This is a genomic window from Stenotrophomonas sp. Marseille-Q4652 (assembly GCF_916618915.1).
Classification (GTDB): domain Bacteria; phylum Pseudomonadota; class Gammaproteobacteria; order Xanthomonadales; family Xanthomonadaceae; genus Stenotrophomonas.
In genome coordinates this window covers 2,633,419-2,650,097 of record NZ_CAKAKE010000001.1, presented here as the reverse complement: position 1 = coordinate 2,650,097, position 16,679 = coordinate 2,633,419, and the positions used below count along the sequence as shown (strand labels likewise).

Below are 16,679 nucleotides of genomic sequence, written 5' to 3'. Positions count from 1 at the left end.
CCTGCGGTCGGACGCGGTCCGGCCGGCGTCAGCCGGCCAGCGCCGCCGCTTCCCGCGCCAGCTGTTCGATCCGGCCCCAGTCGCGGGCCTGCAGCAGTTCGCGCGTGGTCAGCCAGGAACCGCCGACGCACAGCACGTTGGGCAGGTGCAGGAACTGCAGCGCGGTCTGCGCGCTGATGCCGCCGGTGGGACAGAAGCGCACGTCGCCGAACGGCCCGTTCCACGCCGCCAGCATCGCCGCGCCGCCGGCCTGTACCGCCGGGAAGAACTTGAACGTGTCCAGGCCGTGCTCCAGTCCGCGCATCAGCTCCGAGGACGTGGCCACGCCGGGCAGCAGCGGCAGGTCGGCATCGCGCGCTGCCGCGTAGAGCCGGTCGGTCGCCCCGGGGGACACCGCAAAGCGCCCGCCGGCCTTCTTCACAGCTTCCATCTGCCTGCCATCGAGCACGGTGCCGGCGCCGACCACGGCATCGGGCACGGCCTCGGCCATGGCCGCGATCGCATCCACCGCCACCGCCGTGCGCAACGTCACCTCGATCACCGGCAGGCCGCCGCGGAACAGCGCCTGCGCCACCTGCACCGCATCGTCCACGTTCTCCGGGGTGAACACCGGGATCACCGGTGCCAGCCGCAGTACCGCGCGTACCCTGGGATCAGCGCCTGACATCGAACCTTCCTTCGCCCACCAGGGCCTGTACGTCGGCCACGCCGACCGGATTGAAATCACCGGGAATCGAATGCTTCAGGCAGCCGGCGGCCAGCCCGAAGCGGATCGTTGAATCAGCATCGAAGCCCTCGATCAGCCCATGCAGCACGCCGGCGGCAAAGGCATCGCCGCCACCGATGCGGTCGACGATACCGACCAGCTGTTCTTCCGGGGCCACCGCGCGGGTGCCGTCGCGGCCGAGCAGCATGGCGCCGAGTGAATGCTGGTCCACGCTGTGTGCCGTGCGCTGCGTGCAGGCCATGTACTGCAGCCGCGGGAACACGGCGAAGGCCTGCGTGGCGGCGGCATCGACCCGCGCCTGCGCGTCGTCCTGGCCGAACTCGCCACCCAGCACCACGCCGATGTCGCGATGGTCGGCAAACAGGATGTGGGCGCAGTCGAACAGGTCGCGCAGCACCGCCCGGGCATCCCCGCCCCAGCGCTCCCACAGCTTCGGCCGGAAGTTGCCATCGAAGGACACCTTGACCCCGAGTTCGCAGGCGGCGCGCGCTGCAGCCAGGGTGGCCTGCGCGGCTTGCGCGCCCAGCGCCGGGCTGACCCCGGACAGGTGCAGCCATTGCGCATCTTCCAGCAGCGACTTCCAGTCCCAGCCCTCCGGGCTGGCCAGGGCAAAGGCCGAGTCGGCGCGGTCGTAGACCACCTCGCTGGGCCGGTGGCCGGCGCCGGTGGTCAGGAAGTACAGGCCCATGCGGCCGCGCGCGGTGCGCACATGGGTGGTATCCACGCCGTGCCGGCGCAGCTCGCCGGTCACCGCCGCGCCCAGCGGGTTGTCGGCCACCACGCTGACCATGGCCACGGCATGGCCGAAATGCGCCAGCGAAACGCCGACGTTGGCCTCCGCGCCGCCGGCATGCACGTCGAGCTGCGGGGTCTGCAGCAGCAGTTGTTTCCCCGGCGCGCCCAGGCGCAGCAACAGCTCTCCAAAACAGACAACTCGGGTACGGCTCATCGGGTCCTCCTCCCGTTGCTTGGCGCCACCCTGACCCGGTGACTATCGGTGTCATTCTAGCCATGGAAAGCCTTCGCGAGTGCCATGCAGTGCCGCAAATCCAGTGGTTTGCGCGCTCCTGCGTGCTGTTGCACTGCAAGATGCCTGCCCCGGGAGCAGCTGTTACCGTCCGCCCTGACTAGCGGTGTCATCCGTGACATCCACCAACAGCGCAGTTCCATGTTGAACCCTTGGGAGAGGAAGCACATGCACGCAGTACCCGCCCGTCGCAAGAAGACACCGGTTACCTTGTTGGCATTGTCCATCGGGCTGGCCCTGCAGGCTGGAAACGCCATGGCACAGGATCCGGCCGCCACGGACCTGGACACCGTGAACGTTACCGGCTACCGCGCCTCGGTGGAAAAGGCCCTGGACATCAAGCGCGGCGAGACCGGCGTGGTCGACGCCATCGTCGCCGAGGACATCGGCAAGTTCCCGGACAGCAACCTGGCCGAGTCCCTGCAGCGCATCCCCGGCGTGGTCATCACCCGTGACGGCGGCGAAGGCCGCAACATCGCCGTGCGTGGCCTGGGCCCGGATTTCACCCGCGTGCGCATCAACGGCCTGGAAGCGCTCAGCACGGTCGGCAGCAGCGACGGCCAGGGCGGCACCAACCGCGGCCGTGGCTTCGACTTCAACGTGTTCGCCTCGGACCTGTTCTCGCAGCTGATCGCGCGGAAGACCGCCTCGGCCGACGTGGAAGAAGGCTCGCTGGGCGCCACCGTGGACCTGCGCACCGCCCGTCCGTTCGACTATGACGGCCTGACCATCGTCAGCAACGTGCAGGCCGGCTACAACGACGCCTCGCAATCGGCGATGCCGCGCTTTGCCGGCCTGATCTCCAACACCTGGGCCGACGGCAAGTTCGGCGCGCTGCTGTCGGTGGCCTACTCCGAGCGCGAGACCGTCGAGGAAGGCACCGGCACCGTGCGTTGGGCCGGCGGCACCACCAACGGCGGCTTCAACCCGGCCTCCCAGTATACCGAGGCGCTGCGTTCGGACGTGTACGCCCCGCGCTTCCCCCGCTACACGCTGATGGAGCATGACCAGAAGCGCGTGGGCGTCACCGGCGCGCTGCAGTTCAAGCCCGGCGACCGCACCACCTTCAGCCTGGATGCGCTGTACTCCAAGATCGACGCCAAGCGCGACGAGAAGTACATCGAGGCCAACGGCCTGAGCAAGTCCGGTACCGATGGCAAGCGCGAGATCATCGTCCGCAATGGCGAAGTGCGTAATGGCGCGCTGGTCTACGCGGAAATGGACAACGTCGACATCCGCGCCGAGAACCGCCACGACGAGTGGGCCACCGAGTTCTACCAGGTCAGCCTGGACGGCGAGCACAAGCTGACCGATGACATCACCATCACCGGCAAGGTCGGTACGTCGCGCTCCAAGCACGACAACCCGATCCAGGCCACGGTGATGATGGACAAGCTCAATGTCCAGGGCTACAGCTACGACTACCGCGGCAATGCCAACAAGCCGGTGTTCAACTACGGCATCGATCCGACCGATCCCAATGGCTGGACGCTGTCCACCATCCGCCTGCGCCAGAACTACGTCACCAACGATTTCGACAACGGCCAGCTGGAATTCTCGTGGGTGATGGGCCCGTCGTTCACGCTGGAAGGCGGCATCCAGGCCAAGAACTTCGCGTTTGATTCGATGGAGCGCCGCCGCGTCGGCAACGAGGCCACCTCGCTGCCGTTCTTCGCCAACGGCACCCGCATCGTCCCGGTCAACATGACCGACCTGGCCAGCCTGCAGGGCATGTCCGGTTCCCCGGGCAAGTGGGTGGTGCCGAGCTTCGATGGCATCGCCAACGAGTTCGACATCCTCAGCGGCGAAGGCATCTACGCCCTGGCCGACTATGCCGCCAGCATCCGCAGCGTGCAGGAGCAGGATCGCGGCGCGTGGCTGATGGGCAGGTTCGGCTTCGACGTCGGCTCGATTCCGGTGTCGGGCAACCTCGGCGCACGCTACGTGCAGACCAAGCAGACCTCCACCGGCGTGGCGACCGCCAGCGGTACCCCGGTCACCACCACGGTGACCCGCGAATACAACGATTTCCTGCCCTCGCTGAACCTGGTGGCCGAGATCACCCCGGACTTCCTGGTGCGCTTTGGCGCGGCCAAGGTGATGTCGCGTCCGGGCCTGGGCAGCCTGACCCCGGGCGTCACCGTCAACGTCAGCGGCAGCGCCAAGACGGTCAGCGGCGGCAACCCGCTGCTGGATCCGATCCGCGCCAGGACCGCTGACCTGGGCTTTGAGTGGTACTTCAACGAAGGCGCGATGCTCGGCGTGGGCCTGTTCTACAAGGACATCGAGAGCTTCATCCAGAACACCCGCGAGACCCGTCCGTACTCGAGCAGCGGCCTGCCGGCCAGCCTGCTGGACAACCTCAATGCCAGCGTCGGCGATGACTTCGTGTTCAGCACCCCGGTCAACACCCCGGGCGGCGACCTGACCGGCGTGGAGTTCAACTACACCCAGCCGTTCACGTTCCTGCCGGGCAACTGGTCCAACCTGGGAATGCAGCTCAACTACACCTACGTCGAGTCCAAGATCCAGTACGTGACCAGCGCCGGTGTGGCCGCACAGAAGACCGACCTGACCGGGTTGTCGAAGAATTCGTGGAACGCCACGCTGTTCTACGAAGGCGAAAGCTGGTCGGCGCGCGTGTCGGCCACCAACCGTGACGACTACCTGATCCAGGTGCCGGGTACCGAAGCCGGCTTCGACAGCGCTGGTCTTGGCGTGCACGGGCAGAGCGGCACCACCTTCGTCGATGCCTCGATCCGCTACCGCATCAGCGACCAGCTCGAGCTGAGCCTGGAAGGTGCCAACCTGACCAACGAGGCGCAGGAGTCCTGGGTGGCCAACCCGTCGGTGTCGCTGCCGCTGGAATACAGCGAAACCGGCCGCCAGTACACACTGGGCCTGCGTTACAAGTTCTGATTCAGACGTGGCATGGCCGGCCCGGGTCCTCCTCTCTCCAGGATCCGGGCCGGCAACCGCTGGTAACGTCGCACCAATAGCTGCGCCGGCCGGTCACGGCCGGCCTTGCTGCGACCCCGGCCTGCATCCTCCGGATGCGCTGAAAGAGAAACTGATGATCCCCAAGCGTTCGTTGCGGCCCTCCCGCCTGGCCAGCGTGCTGGCTGCCCTGCTCACCCCGCTGGCCGCCACGGCTGCCGAAGCACCGCAACTGCTGTTCCACGTCTCCGCGGATAAAGGGCTGGTTGCCGATACCGCTGCCGGGGATCCCGTCCCCAATTTCCAGGACAAGGTGAAGCTGGTCGCCAGCGGCGCGCATGGCAGCGCGATCGAGTGGGCCGACGATGGCGTGCTGTCGTGGAACGCGCCGGGCAACATCCACGCCCAGCGCGGCACCCTGTCCTTCTTCTGGCGTTCGCGCTATGCCGTGGGCGAGGCGCCGTTCGTGATCTTCCGCGTCGGTTATGCCGACCACAGCAGCTGGGACATGGCCTGGCTTCGTATCGACTGGAATGGCCACGGTTTCGATGCCTTCGTCACCGATGCCAACCTGGCCCGCACCCGGGTGTCGTTCCGCCTCGACCAGCTGCCCTCGCCCGAGCAGTGGCAGCACATCGCCTTTGGCTGGGACGAGGACCGTGGCGTGGTGCTGTTCGTCGATGGCCGCGAGGTCGCCCGCGAACAGGCCACCGGCGACTACGACGCCGCACTGGACCAGCTAGGCCTGGCCGGGCGGGTGATGGCGCCCTACCAGGTGCAGAGCCGCTACAACTTCCTGCGCGGCAGCGACTTCGACGAGATCCGCGTGCATGACCGCATGCTCGATGCCGCCGCCGTCGCCTCGCTGGTGCGCAACGTCGAACCCGGTTCCACTGTCGCCGGCACCGGCTCGCAGCGGGCCTGGCGGCACCGCCACGGCTGGGACGGTACGCCGCCGCCGGCGCTGACCGCCGAGACCACGCGCATCCGCAAGGTCGAGTTCGCCGACGTCAAGGATCTCAAGCAGTGGATGTGGAAGGGCACCGACGGGATCGCCGAGACCACCTGGCCGGGCGTGTACAACCGCTCGCGCCTGCCTGGACGCAATGACTACTTCCAGCTGCCGGACTGGAATACCTACGTGGAGGGGGGCAAGCAGCTCACCCTGACCGTGCCCGACCACGAACAGGTCAACCGCGTGGAGATCCGCGGCGCCGCGTTCGGCATGCTGGAAGGCAGCGCCGGCACTCTGTTCACCCGCCCACGTGGCGTGGTGCGCAGCGTCGACGACTTTGCCGCCCAGCGCGGTGGGACGCTGGTGTTCACCAATACCGAGCAGGAAACCCCGATCCAGGAGATCTGGGGCTACCACGTCAGCGAGGGCGCCGAGCCGGAAGGCACGGTCAAGCAGCGTTACTTCGTCGACGCCAACGCCCTGCCCGACTACACCAACATTTCCGCGTTGCGCGAGTACATCGACGGCCGCTACCCGGTAGCCGAACGCAGCACGGTGATGGCCCTGCCCAAGGGCGCGGGCTCGCGCCGCCGTGGCGCCGACAGCCTGCCAGCGCAGCCGCTGCCGGTCGTGCACGTGCTCATTCCCTCCGGGGTGAGCGACGCCCCGGCCGCGCAGCCGCTGATCCGCAGCTGGGCACACAGCTGGGAAAACATGCATGACGGGCTGGACGGCGTGGCGATCGACCTCCCCGCGCTGGACCTGCCGGCTACACACGACGGGTTGATCCCGCTCAACATCCGCATCAAGGATCCGATCTGGCCGGCCCGCGACATGATCGATGTCGCCGTCTCGGTGCAGCCGGGACACAAGCGCACGCTGTGGCTGGACCTGCGCGACCGCATCCTCACCGCCGACAGCCTGTGGATCAGCATCGCCAGCGCCGCGCCGGGCTTCAACTCCGCGGTGCTGGATGGCGCCGAGATCCGCCTGGTGTTCAAGGACCGCGAGGAAGCGAAGAAGGAACACCTGGCCGACCGCTTCAACCAGGTGCGCGACAACTGGGGGTTCCTGGTCGAGGAACACACAACCTCCAAGCGCCAGCGGCTGTACGCGCGCGTCTACGCCGACCTGTCCGACCTGCTGCGGGTCGATCCGGAGCACGAACTGGGCCGGCTGTACTGGAACTACATCAGCTACAACAGCCAGGGCAAACCCCCGTTCGCGCAGCCGCAGCCGCCCAAGGGCGTGCCGTTGTGGGCGTTCCGCCAGCTGGAAGACCTCAAATACGTGCGCCGCTTCGTCGACTGGTGGATCGACCATCGCCAGGTCGGGTACGGCGATTTCGGCGGCGGCATCTCCGATGACTCGGACCTGGTGCAGCAGTGGCCGGGCCTGGCCCTGATGGGCGTGCAGCCGGACCGGCTCAATGCCTCACTGACCGCACTGTCCGATGCGGTGTACCGCAATGGCATGTTCAGCAACGGCCTGAGCACCATCGAGACCGATGAGCTGCATTCCTACGAGGAGGGCATCAACGCCAACAGCGCGATGCTCTACCTCAACTGGGGCGATCCGCTGACCGTCGAGCGGCTGATGGAGACGGTCAAAGCGTTCGACGAGCGCATCATCCTGCCCAACCCGCAGGGGCACCTGCTGTTCTCCAGCAACTGGTTTGGCGGCCACAAGATCTACCGCGAGCCGAACTGGCAGTGGCAGAAGCCCTACTCGTTCCCGGCCCTGCACCCGGCCTTCCTGGTCGGCGACTGGAACGCCGACCCTACCGGCCGCAAGCTGGTCACCGGTCTGGCCGACAGTTATCTTGCCCACGCCTACACCGCCGAAGACGGGCAGTGGGTGCTGCCCAACGAGATCAACTGGGCTACCGGCAAGACCCGCGGTGGCGAGCTCAACCAGGGTTCGGGCGGTGGCGACACCATGCACCTGTTCTGGGCGGCGTGGCGCTGGACCGGTGATGACAGATACCTCAAGGCGCTGGACTACCGCATTGCCCGTGGCGGGCCGGCATCGCTGTCCAACCTCGGCGAGAACTTCGTGCAGGTGCTCGGCCGCGAGCAGGACTGGGGCAAGGCACTGGTCGAGGCCGCCGACAAGGGCAGCACCGGCTTCCCCTCGGTGGTGGCCTGGCAGCTGAGCGGTGATCGCCGTTACCTGGAGGCGCTGCATGCCGAGGGCATCCAGGCCAAGGCGCAGCGCGAATACATGAATACCGAAGGCCACTGGTGGTCGGACCGGGTCGAGGCGCCTAGCGAGTTCCTGCAGCGCGCCCGCCTGGGCGGCATCGCGCTCAAGCGCAACCAGAGCTGGCCGGGCCACACCGTGAGCTGGCGCTTCGATGACGACGCTGCCGCCGAACAGGTCGCGCTGCTGGTCAATGCGCCCTCGCGCGAGCGCTTCACCGTCACCGCCTACAACACTGGCAAGCGCCGCTTCACCGCAAGGATGACCGGCTGGAACGTTGCCCCCGGCATGTGGCGTGTGCGCAGCGGCGTGGACCGCGACGGCGATGGCGTGATCGACGGCAAGGCCAGCGAGCGCCAGGTGCATCTGGAGAAGAGCGTGTCCACCGAACTGGCATTCGCGCCCGGGCGGCACGAGGTGTTCGAGTTCGAGCGGGTGCAGCCGGGCACCCCGGTGGAAACCCGCCCGGACCTGGGCATCGGCCGCGGCGACGTGCGCGTGGCGGGTGATGCGGTGCAAGTGACCGTGCACAGCTTGGGCCATGTCGCCACGCCCGCCGCTTACGCCGTGCTGGAAGACGCCCGCGGCCGCGAGCTGGCCCGGGTCGCGATCCCGGCGTTGTCGGCGCCCAGCGACCTGCAGCCCAAGACCACCACGGTCACGCTGCCGCTGGGCGGCAGGGAGCCGGCCGGCCTGCAGGTGCGCGTCGCCCTGGAGGGCGAGGCCGAGGAAGTCACCCGGCTCAACAACCGTTACCGGCTGGACTGACCCGCGGTGTGGAACAGAACAGGCCGGGAAACCGGCCTCTTCTTCGTTGCGTCGATGACGTGTCCTCAGTGGCCGAAGGTGTCCCAGGCCATGCGTGCGATCAGCACCAGCACCAGCAGCACGAACAGCTTGCGGATCACCGGCGTGCCACCGCGCAATGCCAGCTGGGTGCCGGTGACCGCACCGCCGATGTTGGCCGCGGCCATCGGCACCGCGAACAGCAGCAGCACGTTGCCACTGGGCACGAAGAACGACAGCGCGGCGATGTTGGTGGCCAGGTTCACCACCTTGGAGGCGGCCGAGGCGCGCAGGAAGTCCAGCCCGAAGAAGCGGATGAACAGGAAGATCAGGAAGCTGCCGGTGCCCGGGCCGAAGAAGCCGTCGTAGAAGCCGATCAGCGCGCCCATCGCCAGCGCGATCGACAGCTCACGCCGCCCGACCTGGCGCGGCCGGTGCAGCGCGCCGAAATCCTTCTTCATCAGCGTGTAGCCCAGCATCAGCACCAGCAGGGCCAGCACCAGCGGCCGCACCGCGTCCTTGGGCATCAGGCTGACCACCGTCGCGCCGAGGAAGGAGAAGGCGAATGCCGCGCCGGCGGCAAACAGCACCGGCCGCCACGGGAAGCGCACCGAGCGGGCATAGCGCCAGGCCGCGGCACTGGTGCCGAACACCGAGGAGAACTTGTTGGTGCCGAACAGCGCCGCCGGGCTGTGCTGCGGCAGCGTGGTGAACAGGCCCGGCAGCTGGATCAGGCCGCCGCCGCCAACCGCCGCATCCACCAGCCCGGCAATGAAGGCGATGGCCATCAGCCAGGGCAGTTCGGGGCTGAGCAGTTCGAGCACGACGCGGTCCGGTGGAGCGGGCGCGCCAGCATACGCGCCTGCGTCGGCCACGGCTGTGCCATCGGCGGCTGGCTGTGTTTCCGCCTTGGAGCCGGGCCCGGTGGCGGCGACAATGCCACCCATGCATACCGATCCCGCCATGCCCTGCCCCTGCGGCAGCGGCCAGCCCTACGGCCCGTGTTGTGGCCGCTGCCACGCCGGCGAGCCGGCCGCCGATGCCGAGGCGCTGATGCGCTCGCGCTACAGCGCCTTCGTGCTCAAGGATGTGGACTACCTGCTGGCCAGCTGGCATCCAAAGACCCGCCCGGAGCAGCTGTCGCTGGACGACGCAGCCGGCCAGCGCACGCAGTGGCTGGGCCTGGACGTGAAGCGCCACCGCGTCACCGGCGCGGATACGGCCGAAGTGGAATTCGTCGCCCGCTACCGCATCGGCGGCGGCAGCGCGGTCAGGATGGCCGAACACAGCCGCTTCGAGCGCATCGACGGACGCTGGTACTACCTCGACGCGCTGGAATGAACGCGGCCCGGCGGCATGCCGTGACGCGGCGCTAACCGCGTATCGGCAAGCATCGCCGGATGCCGATTTCCAGTGCTGCCCTGCTCAAGACGCGTGCACCGCGCGGACCTGACGTCGATCCGCTGGCGAGCCAGTACCGCCAGGTGCGCCAGCGCAGCCTGGAACTGGCCGCACCGCTGTCCGCCGAGGACGCCATGGTCCAGAGCATGGACGACGCCAGTCCGGCCAAGTGGCACCTTGCCCACACCACGTGGTTCTTCGAGCAGTTCGTGTTGTCCGCGCAGCCCGGCCACGCGCCGCTGCAGCCGCAATGGAACCTGCTGTTCAACAGCTACTACCAGAGCGTCGGGCCGGCCCATGCGCGTCCGCAGCGCGGACTGCTGTCGCGCCCCAGCCTGGTGCAGGTGCTCGACTACCGGCTGGCAGTGGACGAGCGCATCGGCGAGCTGCTGCAGTCCGGCAGCCTCGATGGACAGGCGCGACAGCGGGTGCTGCTGGGCCTGCAGCACGAGCAGCAGCACCAGGAGCTTCTGCTGACCGACATCAAGCACGCGTTGTGGAGCAATCCACTGCAGCCGCCGTATCGCGAGGACCTGGCCCCTGCGCCGTCCGCCAGCCCGGCACCGCTGCACTGGATCCCGTGCCGCGAGCGCATCGTCGATGCCGGCGCCGCGCCTTGGCCGGCGGCCGAACGCTTTGCCTACGACAACGAATCCCCGCGCCACCGCGTGCTGCTGCCGGCGCACGCGCTGGCCAGCCGGCCGGTGAACAATGCCGAGTACCGCCAGTTCATCGAGGCTGGCGGCTACCGTGATCCGCGCTGGTGGAAGAGCGATGGCTGGGACCTGGTCTGCAGCGCCGGCTGGCAGCACCCGCTGTACTGGCGCGACAGCCTGGACGAGGAGTTCACCCTCGGCGGCTGGCGCGCGCTGGATCCGCATGCCCCGGTCTGTCACGTCAGCTGGTTCGAGGCCGATGCCTACGCGCGCTGGGCCGGTGCGCGCCTGCCCGGCGAATTCGAGTGGGAGTACGCCGCTTCCCAGCAGCCGGTGCAAGGCAACTTCGTCGACCAACAGCGCCTGCATCCCTGCCCTGCCGCGGCCGATGTCGGCTTCGTGCAGCTGTTCGGCGACGTCTGGGAATGGACCGGCAGTGCCTACGCGCCCTACCCCGGCTTCCAGGAATGGCCCGGCAGCCTGGGCGAATACAACGGCAAGTTCATGTGCGGGCAGTTCGTGCTGCGCGGTGGCAGTTGCGCGACTTCGCGCAGCCATGTGCGCGCCAGCTACCGCAACTTCTTCGGGCCGGCGGCGCGCTGGCAATTCACCGGCCTGCGCCTGGCGAGGGACGCCGCATGAGCCTGGTCCTCGCCCCTGCCCTGACCGACCTGCAGCCCGGTCGTTCCACCATCACTGCCGACGTGCTGGCCGGGCTGTCACAACACCCCAAGGCCCTGCCGTCCAAGTACTTCTACGACGCCCACGGCTCGGCCCTGTTCGAACAGATCACCCACCAGCCCGAGTACTACCCCACCCGCACCGAACTGGCATTGCTGCAGCAGGTGATGCCCGACATCGCCCGCGCGGTGGGCCCGGGCGCGCGCGTGGTCGAATACGGCAGCGGCAGCGGCCGCAAGACCCGCCTGCTGCTGCAGGGGCTGTCCGATCCGGTGGCCTACACGCCGATCGAGATTTCCCGTGCCGCACTGCTGGCCAGCGTCACTGAACTGGCTCTGGAACTGCCGCAGGTGGAGATGCTGCCGGTGTGCGCCGACTTCACTGGCCCGGTGCGCCTGCCCGAGCCGGCGCAGCGCCATGACAGCACCCTGGTGTTCTTCCCCGGATCCACCCTGGGCAACTTCACCCACGACGAATCGGTGCAGCTGCTGCGGGCGATGCGCCAGACCATGGGCAGCGATGGCATGGCGCTGATAGGGATCGACCTGCACAAGGACGTTGCCGTGGTCGAGGCCGCCTACAACGATGCGGCCGGCATCACTGCCGCCTTCACCCTGAACCTGCTGGCGCGCCTGAACCGCGATGTCGGCAGCGACTTCGACCTGTCCTGCTTCCAGCACCGCGCCCGCTACCACGTGCCGCGCATGCGCATTGAAACCGAGCTGGTCAGCACCTGCGAGCAGGTCGTCCATGTCGACGGCGAGCGCTTCCATTTCGCTGCCGGCGAGGCGATGCAGGTCGAGTACAGCCACAAGTACACCGACGCCAGCTTTGCCGCGCTGGCCGCTGCCGCTGGCCTCGTTGTTGGCGAAGGCTGGGACAGCCCGGCACCGGAGTTCGGCCTGCGCCTGCTGCGTCCGTCCACCTGACAGGGTGCCTTCGATCGCATCGCCGGCTGCATCGGCGCAGGCGCGGCGCGTTTATCATTTCCCTTCCCTGCTGCAGATGCCGGAGTCGCCCATGATCAGGACCCTCGGTGCGCTGGCGTTTGCCATCCTCGCCAGCGTGGCCGGCAGTGCCGACGCAGCACTGGCCGATTTCGATGCGTGCGGCACCCGGCTCAAGGCCGCCGCGCTCGCGCAGGGCGTGCCTGCCGAACGCGTCGAACTGTTCTTCGCCGACGTGCAGCCCGATCCGGGCGTGCTGCCCCTGCTCGATGCGCAGCCCGAATTCACCACGCCGATCTGGGATTACCTGGCCAGCCTGGTCGACGAGCAGCGCGTGGACGATGGCCGCGCCATGCTCGCCCGCCATGGCGACCTGCTGGCCCGCGTATCGGCGCAGCACGGCGTCGATGCCGCCACCGTGGTCGCGGTGTGGGGCGTGGAGAGTGATTATGGCCGCGTGTTCGGCAAGCGCCCGCTGCTGGGCTCGCTCGCCACTTTGGCCTGCAACGGTCGCCGCCAGGATTTCTTCCGTTCCGAAACGCTCGCCCTGCTCAAGCTGCTGCACGCCGGCGATCTCGATCCGCAGGGACTGACCGGCTCCTGGGCCGGCGCCTTCGGCCACACCCAGTTCATGCCCTCCACCTACGCGCGCATTGCGGTGGACGGCGATGGCGATGGTCGCCGCGACCTGGTCGGCAGCATTCCCGATGCGCTGGCCTCCACCGCCAATTACCTGAAGAAGGCCGGCTGGCGCACTGGCCAGTCGTGGGGCATCGAGGTGCGGATCCCGGCCGGTTTCGACATCGGCATCGCTGGACGTACCAAGCGCCAGCCGCTGTCAGCGTGGCGCGCGCGCGGCATCACCACGCTCGATGGCCGCGCGCTGGCACCTGCCGGCATCGCCGACGACGCGCCGACCGCACTGCTGCTGCCAGCCGCTGCGAAGGGACCGGCGCTGCTGGTGTTCCGCAACTACGACGCGATCTATTCGTACAACGCCGCCGAAAGCTACGCGCTGGCCATCGCCACCCTCGCCGACCGGCTGCGCGGCGGGCCCGGCCTGGTGACCGCCTGGCCCACCGATGATCCCGGCCTGGGCCGGCGCGAACGCCGTGAACTGCAGACCCTGCTGCTGGCCCGCGGTCATGCCATCGGTGAGGCGGACGGCATGATCGGCACCGCCAGCCGCCGCGCCATCCAGGCCGAACAGCAGCGCCTGGGCTGGGCCAACGCCGATGGCCGCGCCGGGCAGCGCATCCTGCAGGCGTTGCGCCAGGCATCCCCGGCTCCTGCGCCGGCACCTACCGTATTCACCCTGCCGGGCAACCACGCGCGGCTGTCCCAACAATCCCCTGTCGTGAGGAGCACGCCTGCAATGAAGCAGATCCAGGGCCTGAGCACCGGCCAGTTCCAGGGCCTGGAGGCATGGCTGGTCCAGACACCGCATTCCACCGCCGCCATCTCCGTGTTCGGTGGCCAGCTGCTGTCTTTCGTCCCGGCGGGCGGGCAGGACGTGATGTGGCTGTCCCCCACCCGCCAGCCATTGCCGACGCCGATCCGTGGTGGCACGCCGGTGTGCTGGCCGTACTTCGGTCGCCAGGGACAGGGCGATGACGTGCCGTCACATGGCTTCGTCCGCACCGTGCCGTGGGAACTGCGCGAGGCCAGACGCGAAGCCGACGGCACCATCGAGCTGACCCTGGCGCCCCCGCCGCTGCAGGACCTGGCGCTGCGCGTCAGCATGGTCGTGCGTATCGGCAGGACGCTTGAACAGCAACTGGTCACCGAGAACGCCGGCACCACACCCGTCGTGTTCACCCAGGCGCTACACAACTACTTCAATGTCAGCGATGCCACCGCCGTGCGCGTGGAAGGCCTCGCTGGCCTGGACTACCTGGACAAGTACGAGAGCTACGCCACGCCACGCCGGCAGCTGGGCGACTGGACGCTGCGTGATCCGCGCGACCCCGGCCGCAGCGACCGCATCTATACGCAGGCCGGCGGGCGCTACCTGCTGCATGACCCGGGACTGGCACGCACGCTGGAGATCACTACTACCGGTAGCCGTTCGCTGGTGGTGTGGAACCCCGGCGCCGAGGCGGCAGCAAAGATGGCCGACGTCGGTGAGGGCTGGCGCCGCTATGTATGCCTGGAGGCGTCCAATGCAGGCCCGGATGTGATCGAGCTGCAGCCCGGCAGCAGCCATACCCTGACGCAGACCTTCAAGGTGATGCCTCTGCAGGGGCCGTGAGCTGCGCAGTCGCCCAATTCAGCCGGCTGTGCAGCAGCCGGAATTGGTGCTTGACCTTCCGGGGAATAGGCATAAACTGCGCAGCCCGCTGACGAAGCGGCCACGCAAGTGGCGCCGACAACGGGTCCGGAAATTCTTCTTCACGAAGGGTTGACGGGGCAGAAAAGCCTGCCATAATAGGCGGCTCGCTTCGACTTAAAGCCTCCGGGCTCGGTTGAAGCGGCATCGGCAACAACGTCCACTTCGGTGTGGCGGCCTTGAAAAAAGGTGTTGACGAGGCGGAAAAGCCGGCTATAATGGGCGGCTCGCTACGACGGAAACGTTGGGCACTTGGAAGAAGGCGCTGAGGCCGATTCCGAAGTTCTTTGAAAGTATGCGCAGGTATCTTGTGAGGGCGCCTGCAGGAAGGATGACTGTCCATCTTGCAGACGTTTTGATCAAGCAATGAATCAATTGTTTTAAAGCAAGCGATACGTTGCCAGGTCGGACTTCTGCAGCTAAGAGCATTTGCCTTCGGGCATGTAGTTTTAAGTGAAGAGTTTGATCCTGGCTCAGAGTGAACGCTGGCGGTAGGCCTAACACATGCAAGTCGAACGGCAGCACAGTAAGAGCTTGCTCTTACGGGTGGCGAGTGGCGGACGGGTGAGGAATGCATCGGAATCTACTCTGTCGTGGGGGATAACGTAGGGAAACTTACGCTAATACCGCATACGACCTACGGGTGAAAGCAGGGGACCTTCGGGCCTTGCGCGATTGAATGAGCCGATGTCGGATTAGCTAGTTGGCGGGGTAAAGGCCCACCAAGGCGACGATCCGTAGCTGGTCTGAGAGGATGATCAGCCACACTGGAACTGAGACACGGTCCAGACTCCTACGGGAGGCAGCAGTGGGGAATATTGGACAATGGGCGCAAGCCTGATCCAGCCATACCGCGTGGGTGAAGAAGGCCTTCGGGTTGTAAAGCCCTTTTGTTGGGAAAGAAAAGCAGTCGGCTAATACCCGATTGTTCTGACGGTACCCAAAGAATAAGCACCGGCTAACTTCGTGCCAGCAGCCGCGGTAATACGAAGGGTGCAAGCGTTACTCGGAATTACTGGGCGTAAAGCGTGCGTAGGTGGTTTGTTAAGTCTGCTGTGAAAGCCCTGGGCTCAACCTGGGAATTGCAGTGGATACTGGCTGACTAGAATGTGGCAGAGGGTAGCGGAATTCCTGGTGTAGCAGTGAAATGCGTAGAGATCAGGAGGAACATCCGTGGCGAAGGCGGCTACCTGGGCCAACATTGACACTGAGGCACGAAAGCGTGGGGAGCAAACAGGATTAGATACCCTGGTAGTCCACGCCCTAAACGATGCGAACTGGATGTTGGGTGCAATTTGGCACGCAGTATCGAAGCTAACGCGTTAAGTTCGCCGCCTGGGGAGTACGGTCGCAAGACTGAAACTCAAAGGAATTGACGGGGGCCCGCACAAGCGGTGGAGTATGTGGTTTAATTCGATGCAACGCGAAGAACCTTACCTGGCCTTGACATGCACGGAACTTTCCAGAGATGGATTGGTGCCTTCGGGAACCGTGACACAGGTGCTGCATGGCTGTCGTCAGCTCGTGTCGTGAGATGTTGGGTTAAGTCCCGCAACGAGCGCAACCCTTGTCCTTAGTTGCCAGCACGTAATGGTGGGAACTCTAAGGAGACCGCCGGTGACAAACCGGAGGAAGGTGGGGATGACGTCAAGTCATCATGGCCCTTACGGCCAGGGCTACACACGTACTACAATGGTGGGGACAGAGGGCTGCAAGCCGGCGACGGTAAGCCAATCCCAGAAACCCCATCTCAGTCCGGATTGGAGTCTGCAACTCGACTCCATGAAGTCGGAATCGCTAGTAATCGCAGATCAGCATTGCTGCGGTGAATACGTTCCCGGGCCTTGTACACACCGCCCGTCACACCATGGGAGTTTGTTGCACCAGAAGCAGGTAGCTTAACCTTCGGGAGGGCGCTTGCCACGGTGTGGCCGATGACTGGGGTGAAGTCGTAACAAGGTAGCCGTATCGGAAGGTGCGGCTGGATCACCTCCTTTTGAGCATGACAGCATCGTCCTGTCGGGCGTCCTC

At 66.7% G+C, this 16,679-nt stretch carries 9 protein-coding genes and 1 rRNA gene; 7 read left to right on the top strand and 3 right to left on the bottom strand.

Annotated features, from left to right (window positions below):
• Positions 1 to 28: 28 nt before the first annotated feature.
• Both eda and LG380_RS12545 read right to left on the bottom strand, forming a co-directional pair.
• Positions 29 to 667: a bifunctional 4-hydroxy-2-oxoglutarate aldolase/2-dehydro-3-deoxy-phosphogluconate aldolase gene (gene eda, locus LG380_RS12550; RefSeq protein WP_225765539.1), complete on the bottom strand. Its 639-nt coding sequence runs from the start codon at positions 665 to 667 to the stop codon at positions 29 to 31.
• Entirely contained in the window at positions 654 to 1,676 is a 1,023-nt protein-coding gene (locus tag LG380_RS12545; RefSeq protein WP_225765537.1) for a sugar kinase, read from the bottom strand. The genes eda and LG380_RS12545 overlap by 14 nt, the downstream gene beginning before the upstream one ends.
• Positions 1,677 to 1,922: 246 nt before the next feature.
• Here LG380_RS12545 and LG380_RS12540 point away from each other — a divergent pair, with 246 nt between their 5' ends.
• Together LG380_RS12540 and LG380_RS12535 are read left to right on the top strand one after the other, a co-directional pair.
• A complete protein-coding gene (locus tag LG380_RS12540) occupies positions 1,923 to 4,673 on the top strand; it encodes a TonB-dependent receptor (RefSeq protein ID WP_225765534.1) in 2,751 nt (916 codons plus the stop codon).
• Positions 4,674 to 4,827: 154 nt separating this feature from the next.
• A complete protein-coding gene (locus LG380_RS12535) occupies positions 4,828 to 8,616 on the top strand; it encodes a LamG domain-containing protein (RefSeq protein ID WP_225765532.1) in 3,789 nt (1,262 codons plus the stop codon).
• 65 nt (positions 8,617 to 8,681) lie between these two features.
• Here the strand turns inward: LG380_RS12535 and LG380_RS12530 are convergent, their stop codons facing one another.
• Positions 8,682 to 9,458: a TSUP family transporter gene (locus tag LG380_RS12530; protein WP_225765530.1), complete on the bottom strand. Its 777-nt coding sequence runs from the start codon at positions 9,456 to 9,458 to the stop codon at positions 8,682 to 8,684.
• Between the two features lie 112 nt (positions 9,459 to 9,570).
• On the opposite strand from LG380_RS12530, the gene LG380_RS12525 reads away from it, so the two are divergent.
• The 5 genes from LG380_RS12525 (at position 9,571) to LG380_RS12505 (ending at position 16,645) form a co-directional block, all read left to right on the top strand.
• Entirely contained in the window at positions 9,571 to 9,975 is a 405-nt protein-coding gene (locus LG380_RS12525) for a YchJ family metal-binding protein (protein WP_225765528.1), read from the top strand.
• Between the two features lie 59 nt (positions 9,976 to 10,034).
• Entirely contained in the window at positions 10,035 to 11,333 is a 1,299-nt protein-coding gene (gene egtB, locus LG380_RS12520; protein ID WP_225765527.1) for an ergothioneine biosynthesis protein EgtB, read from the top strand.
• Positions 11,330 to 12,301 carry an L-histidine N(alpha)-methyltransferase gene (egtD, locus tag LG380_RS12515; protein WP_225765526.1) on the top strand — a complete coding sequence of 324 codons (972 nt, stop codon included), beginning with the start codon at positions 11,330 to 11,332 and terminating at the stop codon, positions 12,299 to 12,301. The genes egtB and egtD overlap by 4 nt, the downstream gene beginning before the upstream one ends.
• Positions 12,302 to 12,392: 91 nt before the next feature.
• On the top strand, positions 12,393 to 14,570 hold the full coding sequence (locus LG380_RS12510) for a lytic murein transglycosylase (RefSeq protein ID WP_225765525.1): 2,178 nt from the start codon (positions 12,393 to 12,395) through the stop codon (positions 14,568 to 14,570).
• A 528-nt stretch (positions 14,571 to 15,098) separates the two neighbouring features.
• A 16S ribosomal RNA gene (locus tag LG380_RS12505) occupies positions 15,099 to 16,645 on the top strand.
• Positions 16,646 to 16,679: the final 34 nt, after the last annotated feature.

Coding starts and splice junctions, on each gene's coding strand:
- eda (WP_225765539.1), bottom strand. CDS start 667: ATGTCAGGCGCTGATCCCAGGGTACGCGCGGTACTGCGGCTGGCACCG.
- LG380_RS12545 (WP_225765537.1), bottom strand. CDS start 1,676: ATGAGCCGTACCCGAGTTGTCTGTTTTGGAGAGCTGTTGCTGCGCCTG.
- LG380_RS12540 (WP_225765534.1), top strand. CDS start 1,923: ATGCACGCAGTACCCGCCCGTCGCAAGAAGACACCGGTTACCTTGTTG.
- LG380_RS12535 (WP_225765532.1), top strand. CDS start 4,828: ATGATCCCCAAGCGTTCGTTGCGGCCCTCCCGCCTGGCCAGCGTGCTG.
- LG380_RS12525 (WP_225765528.1), top strand. CDS start 9,571: ATGCCACCCATGCATACCGATCCCGCCATGCCCTGCCCCTGCGGCAGC.
- egtB (WP_225765527.1), top strand. CDS start 10,035: ATGCCGATTTCCAGTGCTGCCCTGCTCAAGACGCGTGCACCGCGCGGA.
- egtD (WP_225765526.1), top strand. CDS start 11,330: ATGAGCCTGGTCCTCGCCCCTGCCCTGACCGACCTGCAGCCCGGTCGT.
- LG380_RS12510 (WP_225765525.1), top strand. CDS start 12,393: ATGATCAGGACCCTCGGTGCGCTGGCGTTTGCCATCCTCGCCAGCGTG.